This window comes from Paraclostridium tenue, from assembly GCF_039521565.1.
GTDB lineage: Bacteria > Bacillota > Clostridia > Peptostreptococcales > Peptostreptococcaceae > Paraclostridium > Paraclostridium tenue.
Genome location: NZ_BAAACP010000002.1, coordinates 283077 through 301208, shown reverse-complemented (window position 1 = coordinate 301208; position 18132 = coordinate 283077). Strand labels below are relative to the sequence as shown.

Genomic DNA, 18132 nt, shown 5'->3' with positions numbered 1-18132 from the left:
GAGACTGATATGATAAGTTTCTTAGGGTCAATAGCATTACTTATAATTGGGTATTATACTTATGGTAAGTTTGTAGAAAAAACGTTTGGAATAAACGATGAAATACAAACTCCAGCTATTACTATGGAAGATGGTGTAGACTATGTTCCAATGAAATGGAGAAAGATATTTCTAATACAATTTCTAAACATAGCAGGACTTGGACCAATATTTGGTGCTATACAAGGAGCACTATTTGGACCAGCAGCATTTTTATGGATAGTATTTGGATGTATCTTTGCAGGAGGAGTTCATGACTTCTTATCAGGATATTTATCAATGAAAAACAAAGGGGATTCAGCATCAGAATTAGTTGGTAGATATTTAGGAAATTCAACAAAAACAGTAATGAGAGTATTTACTGTTGTACTTTTAGTATTAGTTGGTACTGTATTTATGACAGGTCCAGCAGCACTACTTACAACATTAACATCATTAGATGCAAAAGTTTGGGTTGCAATAATAGTAATTTATTATATAGCAGCAACAGTTTTACCAGTAGATACAGTTATAGGTAAAATATATCCATTATTTGGAGCAGCACTTTTAATAATGGCAGTAGGGGTTGCAGGAGGACTTATTTTCCAAGGTTATCATATACCAGATATAACTCTTCAAAATCTACATCCAGAAGGTCAACCACTGTTCCCATTCTTATTTATAACAATAGCATGTGGAGCAATATCAGGATTCCATGCTACACAATCACCTATGATGGCTAGATGTGTTGAAAAAGAAAGTGAAACTAGAAGAGTATTTTATGGTTCAATGATTGCAGAAGGTATCATAGCTTTAATATGGGCAGCAGCAGCTATGGCATTCTTTGGTGGAGTACCACAACTTGATGTTATTTTATCAGCAGGAGGACCAGCAACAGTAGTAAATACAATATCTAACACTTTAATGGGACCAATAGGTGGATTCCTTGCAGTACTTGGAGTTGTAGTTTGTCCTATAACAAGTGGAGATACAGCATTTAGAAGTGCAAGACTTACAATAGCAGATGCTATGAAGATAGATCAAAGTAGTATAAAAAATAGATTTATGATATCAATACCACTATTTATAGTTGGTGTTGCATTAACATTTATAGATTTTAACATAATATGGAGATACTTCTCTTGGGCTAACCAAACATTAGCAATGATAATGTTATGGACAGGGTCAGCATACTTAGCAAAAGAAAACAAAAATCACTTTATAAGTACAGTACCTGCAATATTTATGACAGCTGTAACAGTTTCATATATAATGCAAGCACCAGAAGGATTTAGATTACATGCAGGAATATCAAATATTATAGGAGTATTAGTAGCAATATTATTTACTATATTATTTACAATGAAAGTTAAAAAATTAAAAGAAGAAAGTCATCAATTAAGTTAGAATTTTTAACATTTAAATATAAAATAAAGCAAGGTCTTTTTCAAAGATAATGAAAAATACCTTGCTTTATTTATTTTTAAAAACAAAATAAATTAGTAAAATTTGTATTTAAAAGGTTTGTTAAAAATGACCAAATGGATTAATAATTGGTAGAGTAAAACAATTAAATTATTCCAAAATAAATATGTACAGTATAAATTCTATTATAACGGTAAGTAATAAAGTAAATGAGTTTATAAGGTATATGAAAGCTATATATAGGAGGTAACTAAATGAACAATACAGCTTGGAAAGATTTTAAAGGTGGGAAGTGGAGTAAGGAAATAGATGTTAGAAACTTTATACAATTAAACTATACTCCATATGAAGGAGATGACTCTTTTTTAGCTAAAGCAACAGAAAACACAAATTCATTAATAGATGAGATGATGGATTTATTTAAGAAAGAGAGAGACAATGGAGGAACTTTAGACGTAGATACAAAAACTGTATCGGCAATAGATGCTTATAAACCAGGCTATATGGATAAAGAAAAAGAGGTTGTTGTAGGATTTCAAACTGATGAACCTTTAAAAAGAGCTATAATGCCTTATGGTGGAATAAGAATGGTAGAATCATCTTGTAAGGCTTATGGTTTTGAGTTAGATGAAGATGTAAAAGAAATTTTTACTAAATATAGAAAAACACATAATCAAGGTGTATTTGATGCCTATACTGATGAAATGAGAGCAGCAAGAAAATCAGGTATTATAACTGGATTACCAGATGCATACGGAAGAGGTAGAATAATAGGAGATTATAGAAGAGTTGCATTATATGGAGTTGATAAATTAATTGAAGATAAACTTTGTCAAAAAAATAGTTTAGATGTAAATGTGATAGATGAAGACACTATAAGATTAAGAGAAGAAATATCAGATCAAATAAAAGCGTTAGAAGCTTTAAAAAGAATGGCTGAAAGTTATGGATTTGATATATCTAAACCTGCAAAGAACTCTAGAGAAGCAGTTCAGTGGTTATATTTTGCTTATCTAGGAGCAATAAAAGACCAAAATGGAGCGGCAATGAGTTTAGGTAGAACTAGTACATTCTTAGATATATATTTTGAGAGAGATTTAAAAAATGGAGAAATAACAGAGGAAGAAGTTCAAGAATTAATGGATCATTTTGTAATGAAGCTAAGAATGGTTAAGTTTCTTAGAACTCCAGAGTACAATGATTTATTTTCAGGTGACCCAACATGGGTAACAGAATCAATAGGAGGTATGGGAATAGATGGTAGAACATTAGTTACAAAAAACTCTTTTAGAGTTTTACACACATTATATACTCTAGGACCATCTCCAGAGCCAAACTTAACTGTTTTATGGTCAAATTCTTTACCAAAAGGATTTAAAGATTTCTGTGCTAAAGTTTCAATAGATACAAGCTCTATACAATATGAAAATGACGATCTTATGAGACCATATTGGGGTGACGATTATGGAATAGCATGTTGTGTTTCTGCCATGAGAATAGGAAAGCAAATGCAATTCTTTGGAGCTAGAGTGAACTTAGCGAAAACACTTCTTTATTCAATAAATGGAGGAGTTGATGAAAAATCAGGTACTCAAGTAGGTCCTAAATTTGAACCGATAACTTCAGAGTATTTAGATTATGAAGAAGTAATTGAAAAGTTTGACTTGTTTACTGATTGGTTAGCTAATTTATATATAAACACTCTTAATGTAATTCACTATATGCATGATAAATATTCATATGAAGCTTTACAAATGGCATTACACGATAGAGATGTATTTAGAACTATGGCTTGTGGAATAGCTGGGTTATCTGTATGTGTTGACTCTCTATCAGCAATTAAATATGCAAAAGTTAAACCAATAAGAAATGAGCAAGGTATTACTGTAGATTTTGAAGTAGAAGGAGATTATCCTAAGTATGGTAATAATGACGATAGAGTAGATGATATAGCTATAGATTTAGTGAAAAACTTTATGAATAAACTAAAACAAAATAAGACTTATAGAAATTCATATCCTACTCAATCAATATTAACAATTACTTCTAACGTTGTTTATGGAAAGAAAACTGGAAATACTCCTGATGGTAGAAAAGCTGGAGAGCCATTTGCACCAGGAGCTAACCCTATGCATGGAAGAGATATTAGTGGTGCATTGGCTTCATTATCATCTGTTGCTAAATTGCCTTATGAGTATTCTCAAGACGGAATATCTAATACTTTCTCTATAATTCCAGCAGCTTTAGGAAAGGATGCAGAGGAGAGAGTTTTCAACCTAACTGCAATGTTGGATGGATATTTTGGACAAGGAGCACATCATTTAAATGTAAACGTATTTGATAGAGCTATGCTTGAAGATGCAATGGAAAGACCAGAAGAATATCCTCGATTAACAATAAGGGTTTCTGGTTATGCAGTACACTTTACAAAGCTTACAAGAGAACAACAATTAGACATTATAAATAGAACATTCCATACTAATAGATAAATCAAAAGTAGGTGTGATTAGGTTCACACCTACTTTTAATTTGTTACAAAATTATATTAATTAATTTTTGCTTTTTTATTTTAAAATAAAAAATTAAAAATATTGCGAAAAGTAGTTGTAAATGCTACACTTTAAATTGCCGACCGACTGGTCGGTCATTATAAATATGGGGAGAAATATATATGTTTTCAAAATTTAGTGTAAAAAGGCCATTTACAGTTTTTGTATCTGTAATACTAGTAATTATTTTAGGGGGAGTATCCTTTACAGAAATGACAACAGATTTACTTCCAAAAATAGACTTGCCTTACGTTATAGTAATGACAACATATCCAGGAGCAAGTCCAGAAAAAGTAGAAGAATCTGTTACTAAACCTTTGGAAAAGGTTTTAGCAACATCTAATGGGATTGAAAATATTAATAGTGTATCAAGTGAAAACTCAAGTATGATTATGCTTGAATTTAGTCAAGACATGAATATGGACAGTGCAATGATTGATTTAAGTGGAAAAGTAGACTTAGTAAAAGGTCAATTAGCCGATGAAGTATCTACACCAACACTTATGAAAATGAATCCAGATATGATGCCTATAATGGTAGCTAGTATCGATATTAATAACAAAGACATAAAAGAAACATCTAAAATAGTAAAAAAAGAAGTAATTCCAAGCTTTGAAAGAATTGATGGAGTAGCTTCAGTCGATACAATGGGAATATTAGAAGAAAGCATAAAAATGACTTTAGATGATAGTAAGATTGAAAAACTTAATAATAAGTTAAAAAGCTCTATTGATTCAAAAATGAAATCTTCACAAGATGAATTAAACAAAGCAAAAGCTGAAATAGCAAAAGGAAAAGCTGAGCTTAAAAAGCAAAGTGAAGAAAAAAATAAAGAACTTAATGAAGGAAGTAGTGCTATAAAAACAGGAAAATCACAACTTCAAAGTGCAATTAGTCAATTATCAAGTGGAAAAAATGAATTAGAAAATCAAAAAAGTGAATTATTAAAAAAAAAAGATGAACTAGAACAAATGATTAAAAATCAAGAAGAAAACAATATACCAGTAAGTGATGAGCAAAAAGAAGGTTTAACTTTACTTGAAACTGGTATTAAAACTTTTGATGAAAAGCTTAGTGAAATTAATAATCAGGAGTCATCTTTAAATAACCAATTAAAAGAATTAAATGATAAAGAAAAACAATTAGAAGCTGGAAAAGCTACTCTAAATTCAGAACTAAACAAAGCATCACAATCACTTTCAAGTAGTGAAGCTGAAATTGAAAAATCATCTAAAGAACTTGAAAAAGCAAAAGAAGAAGCTTATAAAAATGCAGATTTAGGTAAAAACATAACAAAAGAAAATTTAAGTAAAATTTTATCTGCTCAAAACTTTGCCATGCCAGCAGGTTACATAAATGAAGGTGAAGAACAATACATAGTTAAAATAGGTGATAAAGTAAGTAGTATAGAAGATTTAAAAGACTTAGAACTACTTAATATTGATGGATTAGGAAAAGTAAAAGTTGAAGATGTAGCAAATGTTGAACTTGCAAATAATAAAGATAAAATGTATGCAAAAATAAATGGAAATGATGGAATAATATTATCTTTCCAAAAACAAAGTACAGCATCTACATCAGAAGTTTCAAAGAAAATAAATGAAACTATAAAAGAACTGACGAATCAAAATAAAGATATGCACATAACACCTCTACAAGATCAAGGTGTTTATATTGATATAGTTATACAATCGGTTTTAAGTAATCTTATATTAGGTGGAATACTTTCAATAGTTATATTATTTGTATTCTTAAAAAGTATTAAACCAACAATAGTAATAGCATTTAGTATACCTATAAGTGTTTTATTTGCAATTACTATGATGTATTTTAGTAATGTAACAATGAATATTATATCTTTATCAGGACTAGCATTAGGAGTTGGAATGTTGGTTGATAACAGTATAGTTGTTATTGAAAATATATATAGACTAAGAAATGAAGGAATGAGTGCTAAAAAAGCATCAGTAATAGGTGCAAACCAAGTTGCAGGAGCAATATTTGCATCTACACTTACAACAGTATGTGTATTCTTACCAATAGTATTTACACATGGACTATCTCGTCAATTATTTGAGGATATGGGACTTACTATTGCCTACTCACTACTGGCAAGTTTAATAGTAGCACTTACATTAGTTCCAGCAATGTCATCAAAAATGCTTAATGTAAATACTAAAAAAGAACATAAATTATTTGATAAATTCGTTAACTTATATGAAAAATTACTTAAAGTAAGTCTTAAACACAAGTTTATAGTATTATTTGGGTCATTAGTATTATTTTTAGGAAGTGGATTTTTAATTATATCTAAAGGAACTATATTAATGCCTGAAATTGATAGTACACAGTTATCTGTAAGTTTAGAAATGCCAAAAAAATCAACAAAAAAAGATACAAGAGATATGAGTGAAACCATAATTGATAAAATTACAGAAATAAAAGATGTAGAAACTGTAGGAGCACTTCAAAGTAGTGGAGAAAGCTTTATGTTTAGTCAAGGCAAAAACAATGTATCTTTTTATGTATTGCTAAAAGAAGATAAAAAATTATCTAGTAAAGAAGTTGCAAATATAATAACTGAAAAAACTAAAGATTTAAATGCAAAAATAAAAGTTAATTCCTCAAATATGGATATGTCAGCATTAGGTGGTTCGGGAATAAATGTAATAGTAAAAGGAGATAACTTAGATAAATTAAAAAATATAGCTAAAGATGTAGCTAAAATACTAGAAAAAACAGAAGGTGTAACTGAAGTAGACAATGGTCTAGTAGACAATAATAAAGAAACAAAAATTATAGTAGATAAAGAAAAAGCTATGAATTACTCTTTAACAGTAGCACAAGTTTATCAAGAAGTATCAAAAGCATTAAAAAGTGAAAATACAGCAACTACATTAAACGTTGCTTCAAATGAATATCCAGTAATTGTTGTAGATGATAAAGATAATTCAATAAGTAGAGAAAGTTTAAGTAATTATAAAATAAAAGGAACAAAAGATAATAAAGAAGTAGAAGTTAAGTTAATTGATATAGCAAGTATTGAAGAAGTAGAAAGTCTTAACTCAATAAATCGTGAAAACCAAGTAAGAAATATTTCAGTAACATCATCAATAGATGATAAGCATAATATAGGGCTTGTAAGTAAAGAAATTGAATCTAAATTAAAAGATTATAAATTACCTGATGGATATAGCATAGAAATGGGTGGAGAAAAAGAATCTATGGATAGTGCTTTTGGTGATTTAATAAAAATGATTTCTCTGGCAATAGTATTTATTTACTTAATAATGGTTGCACAATTTCAGTCATTGTTATCACCATTTATAGTATTATTTACAATTCCACTTGCATTTACAGGAGGATTTTTAGGTCTTTTAATAACAAATTTTGAACTAAGTATGATATCAATGCTAGGATTTTTAATGCTTGCAGGAGTAGTTGTTAATAATGGTATAGTCTTTATTGACTATGTTAACCAGTTAAGATTTAATGGTGTTGACAAAAAAAGTGCATTAATATTAGCTGGAAAAACTAGAATAAGACCAATACTTATGACAGCACTTACAACGATACTTGGACTTTTAACTTTAGCAATGGGAATAGGTACAGGGGCTGATATGATTCAGCCAATGGCAATAGTTACAATCGGAGGACTTAGTTATGCAACAGTTTTAACATTATTTGTAGTTCCTGCTATGTATGATATACTTAATAAAAAAGAATTAAAACCAAACATAATTGATGAGGAGGAGATGTAGTGGCAAATAACACTCACTCTGAAAAAGAAATATTAATTTTTAATGCAGTAAATAAACTTTTACATGAAGGAATTAAGCTTCACACAGTAAAAGTAGCTGATATTGCAAAAGAGGCTGGAATTGGAAAAGGAACTATTTATGATTACTTTAAATCTAAAGAAGAAATTTTAGAAAAAGCCTTTCTTTATAATATGGATATAGAGATTTATGAAAACATAGAAAAAATAAAATTTGGAGACAACTTTAAAGATAAATTTTATATTATATTGGATATAGTTGAAAAAAGTACAACAGATTATAGTTCTTTTAGCAATATACTATTTTCTAATTTAAGTCATTATGAATTTAAGGAAATATTAGAAAAAAATAAAGATTATATTAATAAAAGATATGATTTATTAAAAAAAGCTATAAACGAATTATTATTAATTGGAGTATCAGAAAATATCATAAAAGAACAAGAAGATAAAGAGTATCAAATTATGGTATTTGAAAGTGTAGTTGTTGGATTTGGACATACAATATGTATTAAAAATGAAGATAAAAAAATAATTGAAGATGCAAAAGATAGAGCATACAAGTTGCTTATAAAGGGATTAAATTAAAAAAGAGCCTTATATAAAGGCTCTTTTTTAATTTATCTATTTTTCAGATTGTATAATATTTGATTTTTTCTTTTCGATAAATCTATTAACATAGATTATAACAACTCCCATAATAGGAACAGATAACATCATGCCAAGAAAACCTGTATATTGTCCTGCAAGTGTTACTGCAAGTATTGTAAGTATTGGTGGTACTCCAACTTGTTTTCCAACAAAATGAGGTTCAAGTATTGCACTTTCTAATTGTTGAACTACAATCATAACAATTAAAACTATAATCGCTTTTTCAAAAGAGAAGAATAGATTTATAAAAGTCGCAACTATAGTACCTATAATTGGCCCAAAGAATGGAATCATATTTGTTATACCAACTATTATCCCGACAAATACTGGATAATGAGAATTTAATAAAACAAGTATTATAGTACAAACAGTACCATAAATTAAAGAATCTAAAAACTTGGCAATTATATAAGAACCTATATTCTTATCAAGAATCTTACCGAATTCTTTTGATTTTAAGTAAAACTTACCGAAAATACACTCGCATAAATCATCAGTTATTTTAATGCTTTTTTCCTTAGATAATAATAAATATATAGAAATTACTATTCCTAAGAAAATATTTACAGTATAAGTTACTATTAAACCTATCAACTCTAAAAGTGTTTGACTAAGTAGTCCTGCAATAGATGTAACTGTTGGGATTACTGAATTTGACATAAAATCTTTTACTTGTAAAGCAGAAGTTGGATTTTTTACATTTATTTTAAATTTTGAAAGTGTAGAATTAATTATACTTTCAACTTCTTTCATATCATGAGGCATAAATGAATATAAATCTGCTATATTTTTTTGAATAATTGGAACTATATATATCCATACAAAAACTAACATAGCCAATAATACTCCATAAATTATTGCTACACTAACACCACGACCAAGCTTAAACTTTTTTTGAAGATAAACCATAGGTTTATTAAGTATGTAAGCGATTAAAAAACCAATAACAAATGGAGTTAAAACCCCAGAAATTATTTGGACATTAGTTGTAATAAATTTCAATATATTATTGAAATTTTGATAGATAATAAATCCTATAAAAAACACTACAACAGGAATTATATATCTTATGGATTTTGAAAATTCATCTAAATATTTTTTCATGTATCCTCCTTTAAATTTTTGGTTTGATTAATATTTAATGAGTATACCATTAAATATTAAAATTTAAAACTTAAAAATTTGTAATATTTTAATAAATGTAACTTAAAGGCTTTAATAATTGAAAGAATAACAATGTATATAGTAAAATAAAAATTATAAACAATTTAGATAAGGGTTGATAATTTTGGAATATATTTTAAGTAAAAGACAAGCTAAAATAATTGATATACTAAAAAATAGTACACAACCTATAAGTAGTAAAGCACTAGCTAAAGAAATAGGTTGTTCTACAAAAACGATACAAGTAGAAGTGAAAAATATAAATTCTACACTTGAAAAAGTAAAAATAGACTCAATAAGAGGTATTGGATATAAATTAGTTGGAGATATAAAATCTATAAAAGAAATAAAAGATGAATTAAATAGTGATGTTAATAGGGTAAGTTATATATTAAAGCGTGTATTATTATTATACAAAAATAAAACTTTAAAAATTGAAAGTCTAGCAAATGAAATGTATGTTAGCTTATCTACTATAAAAAATGATTTAAAAGAAGTTAAATCCATACTTGAAAAATATAATTTAAAAATAGTATCAAAGCATAAACTTGGTATAAGTATTGATGGAGATATAAATAATCTAAAAAAATGTATTTTAGAAGTTAGTTTAAATTATAATGATATAAAACTTGAAGACTTTTTTAGTGATTATATAAAGGAGAGCATACCTTTAATAAGATCAGAAATATTATATAACTTAGAAAAAGAGAACATTATATTTACAGATTATGAATTTAACAATATTTTTAACTACATATTAATATCCTTATCCTTAGAAGATAATATAAATTATAAAGAGTACATAAAAAATTACATAAAATATTATAAAGATAAATTTAGTAAAGAAGAAAATAAGGATTATAAAAATAAAATATTAAATTCTATAGATAAATTTACTAAAAATATAAAATTAGCTACATCTATAGATTTAAGTAATGATGATATATTTAAAGAATTTTTATATAAGCATATAAGTAATTTTTGCATAAAAAAAGAACTTAATATAAATAATAAAAATATAATAGCAAATGATATAAAAATGAAGTATCCAGTAGCATTTGATTTAGCAAATATAGCTAAAAACACTTTAGAAAAAGACTTAAATTTAGAAATAGATGAAAATGAAACTGCAAATATAGCAATACATATAGGTGGAGCACTTCAAAGAACAAATTATAAAGAAAATAAAAAAATATCAAAAGCTATAATAGTATGTGCATCAGGTGTTGGAACTTCTATGCTTATAAAAGCAAAACTTGAAGCAAAGTTTGATAAAAGATTAGAAATACTAAAAGTTATACCATCATATTTAATAGATTATATTGGATTATTAGACGTAGATTTTATAATAGCTACTGTACCTATAAAAGTTGATAATATTCCTGTAATAAATGTATCACCATTTTTAGATGATAAAGAAATAAAGATAATAGAAAAGTTTTTAGATACAGGAAAAATATATTACAACATAAATTTATCTGAAATATTTGATAGAGATTTATTTTTTACTGACCTAGATTTTGATAATAAATACGATGTAATAGAATATATGTCAGAAAAGTTAATTGAAAAAAAGTATATAGATGAAGAAATGAAAAAATCTTATATAGAAAGAGAAAATATAGCTACAACAGAAATCGGAAATATGGTAGCAATTCCTCATGGAGCAACTGGACAAGTTTATAAAAATGCTATAGCAATAGGTATACTTAAAAAAAGCATACCATGGGAAATTGGAGATGTAAGATTAGTTATAATGCTTTGTCTTCAAAAGGAAAGCATTATAAATTATGAAGATTTATTTTCAAATATATATAAAAGAATAGACTCAATAGCAAAAGTAATAAGCATATGTGAATCTAAAAAATACGATAAGTTTATAGCTATGTTTAAATAACTAAACAATTGTAATCGATAAATTTCTCTTTTAACTAAGAGAAATTTTTTGACTTTTAGGAAAATGTATTCAAAGGTATTATAAGAATATAAGATAACACTAACGAGGTGATAACATGATTTACACAGTAACACTTAACCCATCTATAGATTATGTAATAAAGTTAGATAATCTAAAAAATGGTGAAGTTAATAGAACAAAAGAGGAATACGTATACCCAGGGGGTAAAGGAATAAACGTATCATTAATATTAAAAGAATTAGGATATAAAAGTAGGGCACTAGGTTTTGTTAGTGGATTTACAGGTTTATATATAAAAGACACTTTAAAAAATAAAGGATTAGAAGAAGATTTTATAAATCTAGAAAATGGATTTACTAGAATAAACGTTAAAGTTAAAAGTAATGAAGAAACAGAAATAAACGGGCAAGGACCAAATATAGACGATGAATCTTTAAATAAATTATATGAAAAACTTGATAGTCTAAAAGAAAACGATATATTAGTTTTAGCAGGAAGTATACCTAAAACTCTAGATTCTTCTCTTTATGAAAATATAATGAAAAGGTTAGAAAATAAAAATGTAAAAATAGTAGTAGATGCTACTAAAGATTTATTAATGAATGTGTTAAAGCATAAGCCATTTTTAATAAAGCCTAATAATCATGAATTAGAGGAATTATTTAATGTTAAGTTAAATGGAATTGATGACATAATAACTTATGCTAAAAAGCTTAAAGAAATGGGTGCTAAAAATGTATTAGTATCTATGGGTAAAGATGGGGCATTACTAATAAATGAAGATGGAGAAGTTTTTACAAGTAACGTAGCAAAAGGAGAAGTTAAAAACTCAGTAGGTGCAGGAGATTCTATGGTAGCAGGGTTTATAGCAGGATACTTAAATTCAAATAATTATGAAGAAGCTTTAAACTTAGGAGCAGCTAGTGGAGGAGCAACAGCATTTTCAAATGATTTAGCAACAAAAGAAGATATATATAAGTTAATAGATGAAATAAAAATAGAAAGGAGATAAATTATGAGAATAGTTGATTTAATAGATAAAAGATCTATAAGTCTTGACTTAAAAGCAAAAGATAAAATGGATGCTATAGATAAATTAGTAGATTTAGTAAATAATAGTGGGAATTTAAATGATAGATTAGAATACAAAGAAGCTATAATAGCTCGTGAAAATCAAAGTACAACAGGTATAGGAGAAGGAATAGCTATACCTCATGCCAAAACTAAAGCAGTTAAAAATGCATGTTTAGGTGCAGCAGTTTCAAAAAAAGGTGTAGATTATGAATCTTTTGATGGAAGTCTATCACATTTATTTTTTATGATAGCAGCACCAGAAGGAGCTAATAATACTCATCTTGAAGTATTATCAAGATTATCTACAATACTTATGGATGAAGAATTTAGAGAAAAATTAATGAATGCTCAAAATGTAGATGAGTTCTTAAACTTAATAGATTACAAAGAAAAAGAAAAGTTTCCAGAAGAAGAAAAGGAAGAAGTTGTAGAAGTTAAAGAAAGTAGTTCTTCAAAATATCCAACAGTATTAGCAGTTACAGCTTGTCCAACAGGAATAGCACATACTTTTATGGCAGCAGAAAGTTTAAATAAACAAGCTGAAAAAATGGGAGTTAGCATAAAGGTAGAAACTAATGGTTCATCTGGTGCTAAAAATGTTTTAACTAAAGAAGAAATAGAAAATGCAACATGTATAATAGTAGCAGCTGATAAAAAAGTTGATATGGCTAGATTTAACGGAAAAAAAGTTATAATAACTAAAGTTGCTAACGGGATACACAAAGCAGAAGAGTTAATAACTAAAGCACAAAATGGAGATGCACCAATATACAATCATAGTGGAAACACAGAATCAAGTGAAGAGTCAAATGATGAAACAGCACTTAGAAAAGTATACAAACACTTAATGAACGGGGTATCAAATATGCTACCATTCGTTGTAAGTGGAGGTATATTAATAGCACTAGCATTTTTACTAGATAATTACTCTATAAACCCAGAAAACTTTGGTTCAAACACACCAATAGCTGCATTCTTTAAGTCTATAGGAGATGTTGCTTTTGGATTTATGTTACCAGTACTTGCAGGATACATTGCATATAGTATAGCTGATAGACCAGCTTTAGTAGTAGGTTTTGTAGGTGGTGCAATGGCCAATGCAAGTGGTTCAGGATTTTTAGGAGCATTACTTGCAGGTTTCTTAGCAGGATATTTAGTAGTTGGACTTAAAAAAGTATTTAGTGTATTACCAGCATCACTAGATGGTATAAAACCAGTTTTATTATATCCTTTATTTGGTACACTTTTAATAGGTATTATAATGAATTTTGTAGTAATACCTCCAGTAGCAGCAATAAACTTAGGTATAACTAGTTTCTTAAATGGACTTGGGACAAGTTCTAAATTAATACTTGGGTTAATATTAGGTGGTATGATGGCAATAGACATGGGTGGGCCAATAAATAAGGCAGCTTATGTATTTGGAGTTGCATCACTTCAATCAGGACAATATGAAATAATGGCAGCAGTTATGGCAGGTGGTATGGTACCTCCTTTAGCTATAGCACTTGCTACAACTTTCTTTAAAAATAGATTCACTAAAGAAGAACAAGAATCAGGTAAAGTTAACTATGTAATGGGATTATCATTTATTACAGAAGGTGCTATACCATTTGCAGCAGCAGACCCTATAAAAGTTATACCAGCATGTGTTGTAGGTTCAGCAGTAGCAGGAGCACTAAGTATGATGTTTAATGTAACTTTAAGAGCACCACATGGAGGAATATTTGTTGTTCCAGTTGTTGGTCATCCTCTAGCATACTTAGGAGCAATATTAGTAGGTTCTGTAATAGGAATGATACTTTTAGCAGTACTTAAAAAACCAATAAATGAATAAGTATAGATTAAAAAAGAATGTCTCGTGAGGGGCGCTCGGAATTGGATATAAGCAATGCTTCATACAAGCGATAAAGCTGCTTGTAAATGTCGCTACAGTTTATATCCAATTCCTTCGCTAAGCTACGAAGGCATTCTTTCTTTATTTTTTACTGTGAACTTTATAGTCTTTTTAGACTTTTATTATATTTTCTAAAATAATAAATTATCATAAGTAAAACACTACTTAAAGCATAAAGCATATCTTGCATAGTGTCTTTTAGTCCACCAGATTGAGTTCCCATTTTAAAGAATACATCAAGTAAGTATTCAGCTATTTCACAAACTCCTGAAACTCCCATTGCAAAGAAGAATATAATTAAAAAGTATAATAATTTATCAACTAAACTACTTGAAGTTATGACTATTATATACTTAAGTATATTCCAACAGATTTTAACAGTTATAAAACCAGATAAAAAGTGAAGGCAACTATCATAAGGTTTAAAAAAATCATACATTCTATAACAAGAGCCTATTAAAAAAGATGCAACAATAAATAAATTACCAAATATATATAAAGGCTTATCTATAACTAAAAAGTTTTTAAAGTATAATTTACTTAAAATAAAAGTTATAACTAAGCTAATAAAACTTATAAAAGCTTTACCTTTTTCTTCTGTAAATAAAAAATAAATTATAGAAGCTATATATATAAGATAAAGTAACCATTTAAATATAATAACTTTTTTATTATCCATAAAAAATACCTACCTTTTAAGATTTATTAAGTATTATGTGTAAATTATAAAAATATATTACAATTTAGAAATTAGTTAGAAATGTTAAATGTAAGTTAAATGAACAAAAAAAGTGTTGCAAAAATCAATCAAAGGTATATAATAATTGTATAAATAAATAAGTACTCCTTGAAGGGGAGTAGCTTTCGCTTTTAAGCGATAATCAATCGTCAATTTCGGATATTAAATCCCGGTTGATTAGCGAGATAAAACCTTGTTAGCAAGACCTTCAAGCAAATTTTTTATAAAGTTTGCTTGGAGGTCTATTTTATTTAAATAAAATTTTCGGAGGTTAAGTATGTTTTATAAAAAAAGTATCGATGAAACTTTAAATCAATTAAACACTAGTTTAGAAGGTTTAAAATCAGACACAGCAAAAGACTTACTACAAAAGCATGGATACAATGAACTTAAAGAAAAAGTTAAAACTCCAACTTGGAAATTATTTTTAGAAACTTTTAAAGATCCATTAGTAATCATTTTATTAATAGCAGCTTTAGTTCAAGCATTTTTAGGAGAAGGAACGGAAAGTTTAATAATATTTGCAGTTATAACACTAAACTCTGTATTATCGGTAGTTCAAACTAAAAAAGCAGAAGGATCACTTGAAAGTCTTAAAAAATTATCAGTACCAAATGCAAAAATTATAAGAGACGGTATAAAAGTTACAATCCCTTCAAGAGATATAGTCCCTGGAGATATAGTAATACTAGAGGCAGGAGATTATGTACCAGCAGATGGTAGAATAATAGAATCACAAAATCTTAAAGTAGTAGAAGGTATGCTTACTGGAGAAGCAGAACCAGTATTAAAACATGAAGATGTAATTAGTGAAGAAGTAGCAATTGGCGATCAAAAGAATTTAGTATTTAGTGGTTCAATGGTAGTTTACGGAAGAGCTGTATATGTAGTAACAAAAACTGCTATGGATACAGAGATGGGTAAAATAGCAGACTTACTAGAAAATGCAGAAAATAAACAAACACCACTTCAAGTTAAATTAGATGAATTTAGTAAAAAGCTAGGCATATGGATAGTAATATTAGCGGCATTAATATTTGGTGTAGAAGTTATTAGAGGTGGAGATTTAGTAAATTCATTTATGTTTGCAATAGCAATAGCAGTTGCAGCAATACCAGAAGCTCTATCTTCAATAGTTACAATAGTTTTAGCAGTTGGAACAAACTCTATGGCTAAAAAACAAGCTATAATAAGAAAGTTACCAGCAGTTGAAACATTAGGTTCAACAAGTGTTATATGTACAGATAAAACTGGAACATTAACTCAAAATAAAATGACTGTTGTAGATACTTATATATACAACCCAAAAACAGCTTTAGCAAATAATGAGTATGAAGAAGTTGCAGTAGCAAAAGCAATATCACTTCAAGAAAGTTATTTAGTGTTAAGTTCTTCGCTTTGTAATGATTCAGATTTGACAAATGAAGGTGTTGAAATAGGAGATCCTACAGAAGTGGCACTTATGCACTATGTTAACAAAAAGGGATTTGATTATAAAGAAATAAGAGATATAAACCCTAGATTAAGTGAATTACCATTTGATAGTGATAGAAAGTTAATGTCAACAGTTAACAAAATAGAAGAAGATGTAGTAATGTTTACTAAAGGAGCACCAGATGTAATATTTAGTAGATGTAAATATGCACTAGTTGGTGATGAAGTAGTAAAAATAAATGATGAAATATTAAATGAATATAAGAAAATGAATGAAGGTTTTTCAAACAAAGCTTTAAGAGTTTTAGCATTTGCAACTAAAAAAGTTAAGGATGAAAGCTTTGTACCTTCAATTGAAGATGAAGATAATTTAACATTAATAGGACTTACTGCAATGATAGACCCACCAAGAGAAGAGGTTTATGAAGCAGTTGAAAATGCAAAAAAATCTGGTATTAAAACTGTTATGATAACAGGAGATCACAAAACAACAGCAAAAGCAATAGCAACAGATATAGGTATATTTGAAGAAGGTGATATGGCACTTACTGGTAGTGAATTAGATGCTTTAAGCGAAGAAGAACTAGATAAAAATCTAGAACATATATCAGTATATGCAAGAGTTTCACCAGAAAACAAAATAAGAATAGTAAAAGCTTGGCAAAGAAAAGGTAAAGTTTGTGCAATGACAGGTGATGGTGTTAATGATGCACCAGCGCTAAAACAAGCAGATATTGGTATAGGTATGGGAAGTGGAACAGAAGTTGCAAAAGATGCATCAGATATGGTATTAGTAGATGATAACTTTGCAACAATAGTCAAAGCAGTAGAAGTAGGTAGAACAGTTTATACAAACATTAAAAAATCAATAATGTATTTATTCTCAGGAAACTTAGGAGGAATAATTGCTATACTATTTGCAGTATTTGCAGGACTTCCAAATCCGTTTACAACAATACAACTATTATTTATAAACTTAGTAACAGACTCACTACCTGCAATAGCACTTGGGCTTGAAAAACCTGAAAAAGGTGTTATGAAAAATCCTCCAAGAGATAAAGATGAAAATATATTTTCAAAAGATGCTATAAGATTTGTTATAACTAGAGGATTTATAATAGGGTTAGTTACAATAGCTGCACAACTAATCGGTATGAAGCATTCAGCAGAACTTGGTGTGTCAATGGCATTTGCTACACTTACATTATCTAGAATACTTCAAACATTTGCAGCAAGATCAAATTCAGAAACAGTGTTTGAATTAGGATTTAAGAGTAACAAGTATGTATTAGGTGCAGTAGCAGTATGTTTAGTAATGTTTTCATTAACATTACTACCATTTATGAGAAACATATTTACAATGCCAAGTAGCTTTAACTTTACAAATTTAGCTATATCACTTGGTTTAGCAATAACTTCTACTTTATTAATGGAAGTTAGTAAACTTATAAAAAGAAAATAATTAAATTAATTTTAATAAGAGTG

General features: G+C 28.1%; 10 protein-coding genes. 8 read left to right on the top strand and 2 right to left on the bottom strand.

The window, feature by feature from the left end:
* The first annotated feature begins 9 nt into the window (after window positions 1-9).
* The 4 genes from ABFX13_RS03185 to ABFX13_RS03170 all read left to right on the top strand — a co-directional run bounded on the left by ABFX13_RS03185 (window position 10) and on the right by ABFX13_RS03170 (window position 8358).
* Entirely contained in the window at window positions 10-1425 is a 1416-nt protein-coding gene (locus ABFX13_RS03185; RefSeq protein ID WP_346042317.1) for a carbon starvation CstA family protein, read from the top strand.
* Between the two features lie 272 nt (window positions 1426-1697).
* Window positions 1698-3932 carry a formate C-acetyltransferase gene (pflB, locus tag ABFX13_RS03180; protein WP_346042314.1) on the top strand — a complete coding sequence of 745 codons (2235 nt, stop codon included), beginning with the start codon at window positions 1698-1700 and terminating at the stop codon, window positions 3930-3932.
* Between the two features lie 182 nt (window positions 3933-4114).
* Window positions 4115-7753 (top strand): efflux RND transporter permease subunit, encoded by a 3639-nt coding sequence (locus ABFX13_RS03175; RefSeq protein ID WP_346042312.1) that lies wholly within the window; start codon window positions 4115-4117, stop codon window positions 7751-7753.
* Complete coding sequence (locus ABFX13_RS03170; protein WP_346042308.1) at window positions 7753-8358, top strand: TetR/AcrR family transcriptional regulator; 606 nt, start codon at window positions 7753-7755, stop codon at window positions 8356-8358. Before ABFX13_RS03175 ends, ABFX13_RS03170 begins: the two co-directional genes overlap by 1 nt.
* A 36-nt stretch (window positions 8359-8394) precedes the next feature.
* Here the strand turns inward: ABFX13_RS03170 and ABFX13_RS03165 are convergent, their stop codons facing one another.
* Complete coding sequence (locus tag ABFX13_RS03165; protein ID WP_346042305.1) at window positions 8395-9525, bottom strand: AI-2E family transporter; 1131 nt, start codon at window positions 9523-9525, stop codon at window positions 8395-8397.
* Window positions 9526-9709: 184 nt separating this feature from the next.
* Between ABFX13_RS03165 and ABFX13_RS03160 the strand changes: the two genes are divergently transcribed.
* The 3 genes from ABFX13_RS03160 (at window position 9710) to ABFX13_RS03150 (ending at window position 14414) form a co-directional block, all read left to right on the top strand.
* Entirely contained in the window at window positions 9710-11482 is a 1773-nt protein-coding gene (locus ABFX13_RS03160) for a BglG family transcription antiterminator (RefSeq protein ID WP_346042302.1), read from the top strand.
* A 115-nt stretch (window positions 11483-11597) separates the two neighbouring features.
* Complete coding sequence (pfkB, locus tag ABFX13_RS03155; protein ID WP_195925083.1) at window positions 11598-12515, top strand: 1-phosphofructokinase; 918 nt, start codon at window positions 11598-11600, stop codon at window positions 12513-12515.
* Between the two features lie 3 nt (window positions 12516-12518).
* Window positions 12519-14414 (top strand): PTS fructose transporter subunit IIABC, encoded by a 1896-nt coding sequence (locus tag ABFX13_RS03150; protein WP_346042298.1) that lies wholly within the window; start codon window positions 12519-12521, stop codon window positions 14412-14414.
* Window positions 14415-14574: 160 nt separating this feature from the next.
* Here ABFX13_RS03150 and ABFX13_RS03145 read toward each other — a convergent pair whose 3' ends face one another.
* Entirely contained in the window at window positions 14575-15153 is a 579-nt protein-coding gene (locus ABFX13_RS03145) for a DUF2238 domain-containing protein (RefSeq protein WP_346042295.1), read from the bottom strand.
* Between the two features lie 337 nt (window positions 15154-15490).
* Here ABFX13_RS03145 and ABFX13_RS03140 point away from each other — a divergent pair, with 337 nt between their 5' ends.
* Window positions 15491-18109 carry a cation-translocating P-type ATPase gene (locus ABFX13_RS03140; protein ID WP_346042293.1) on the top strand — a complete coding sequence of 873 codons (2619 nt, stop codon included), beginning with the start codon at window positions 15491-15493 and terminating at the stop codon, window positions 18107-18109.
* The last annotated feature ends 23 nt before the right edge of the window (window positions 18110-18132 follow it).

Excerpts from the sequence above, each read along its gene's own strand:
- ABFX13_RS03185 (WP_346042317.1), top strand. The coding sequence starts at position 10 with ATGATAAGTTTCTTAGGGTCAATAGCATTACTTATAATTGGGTATTAT.
- pflB (WP_346042314.1), top strand. The coding sequence starts at position 1,698 with ATGAACAATACAGCTTGGAAAGATTTTAAAGGTGGGAAGTGGAGTAAG.
- ABFX13_RS03175 (WP_346042312.1), top strand. The coding sequence starts at position 4,115 with ATGTTTTCAAAATTTAGTGTAAAAAGGCCATTTACAGTTTTTGTATCT.
- ABFX13_RS03165 (WP_346042305.1), bottom strand. The coding sequence starts at position 9,525 with ATGAAAAAATATTTAGATGAATTTTCAAAATCCATAAGATATATAATT.
- pfkB (WP_195925083.1), top strand. The coding sequence starts at position 11,598 with ATGATTTACACAGTAACACTTAACCCATCTATAGATTATGTAATAAAG.
- ABFX13_RS03150 (WP_346042298.1), top strand. The coding sequence starts at position 12,519 with ATGAGAATAGTTGATTTAATAGATAAAAGATCTATAAGTCTTGACTTA.
- ABFX13_RS03145 (WP_346042295.1), bottom strand. The coding sequence starts at position 15,153 with ATGGATAATAAAAAAGTTATTATATTTAAATGGTTACTTTATCTTATA.
- ABFX13_RS03140 (WP_346042293.1), top strand. The coding sequence starts at position 15,491 with ATGTTTTATAAAAAAAGTATCGATGAAACTTTAAATCAATTAAACACT.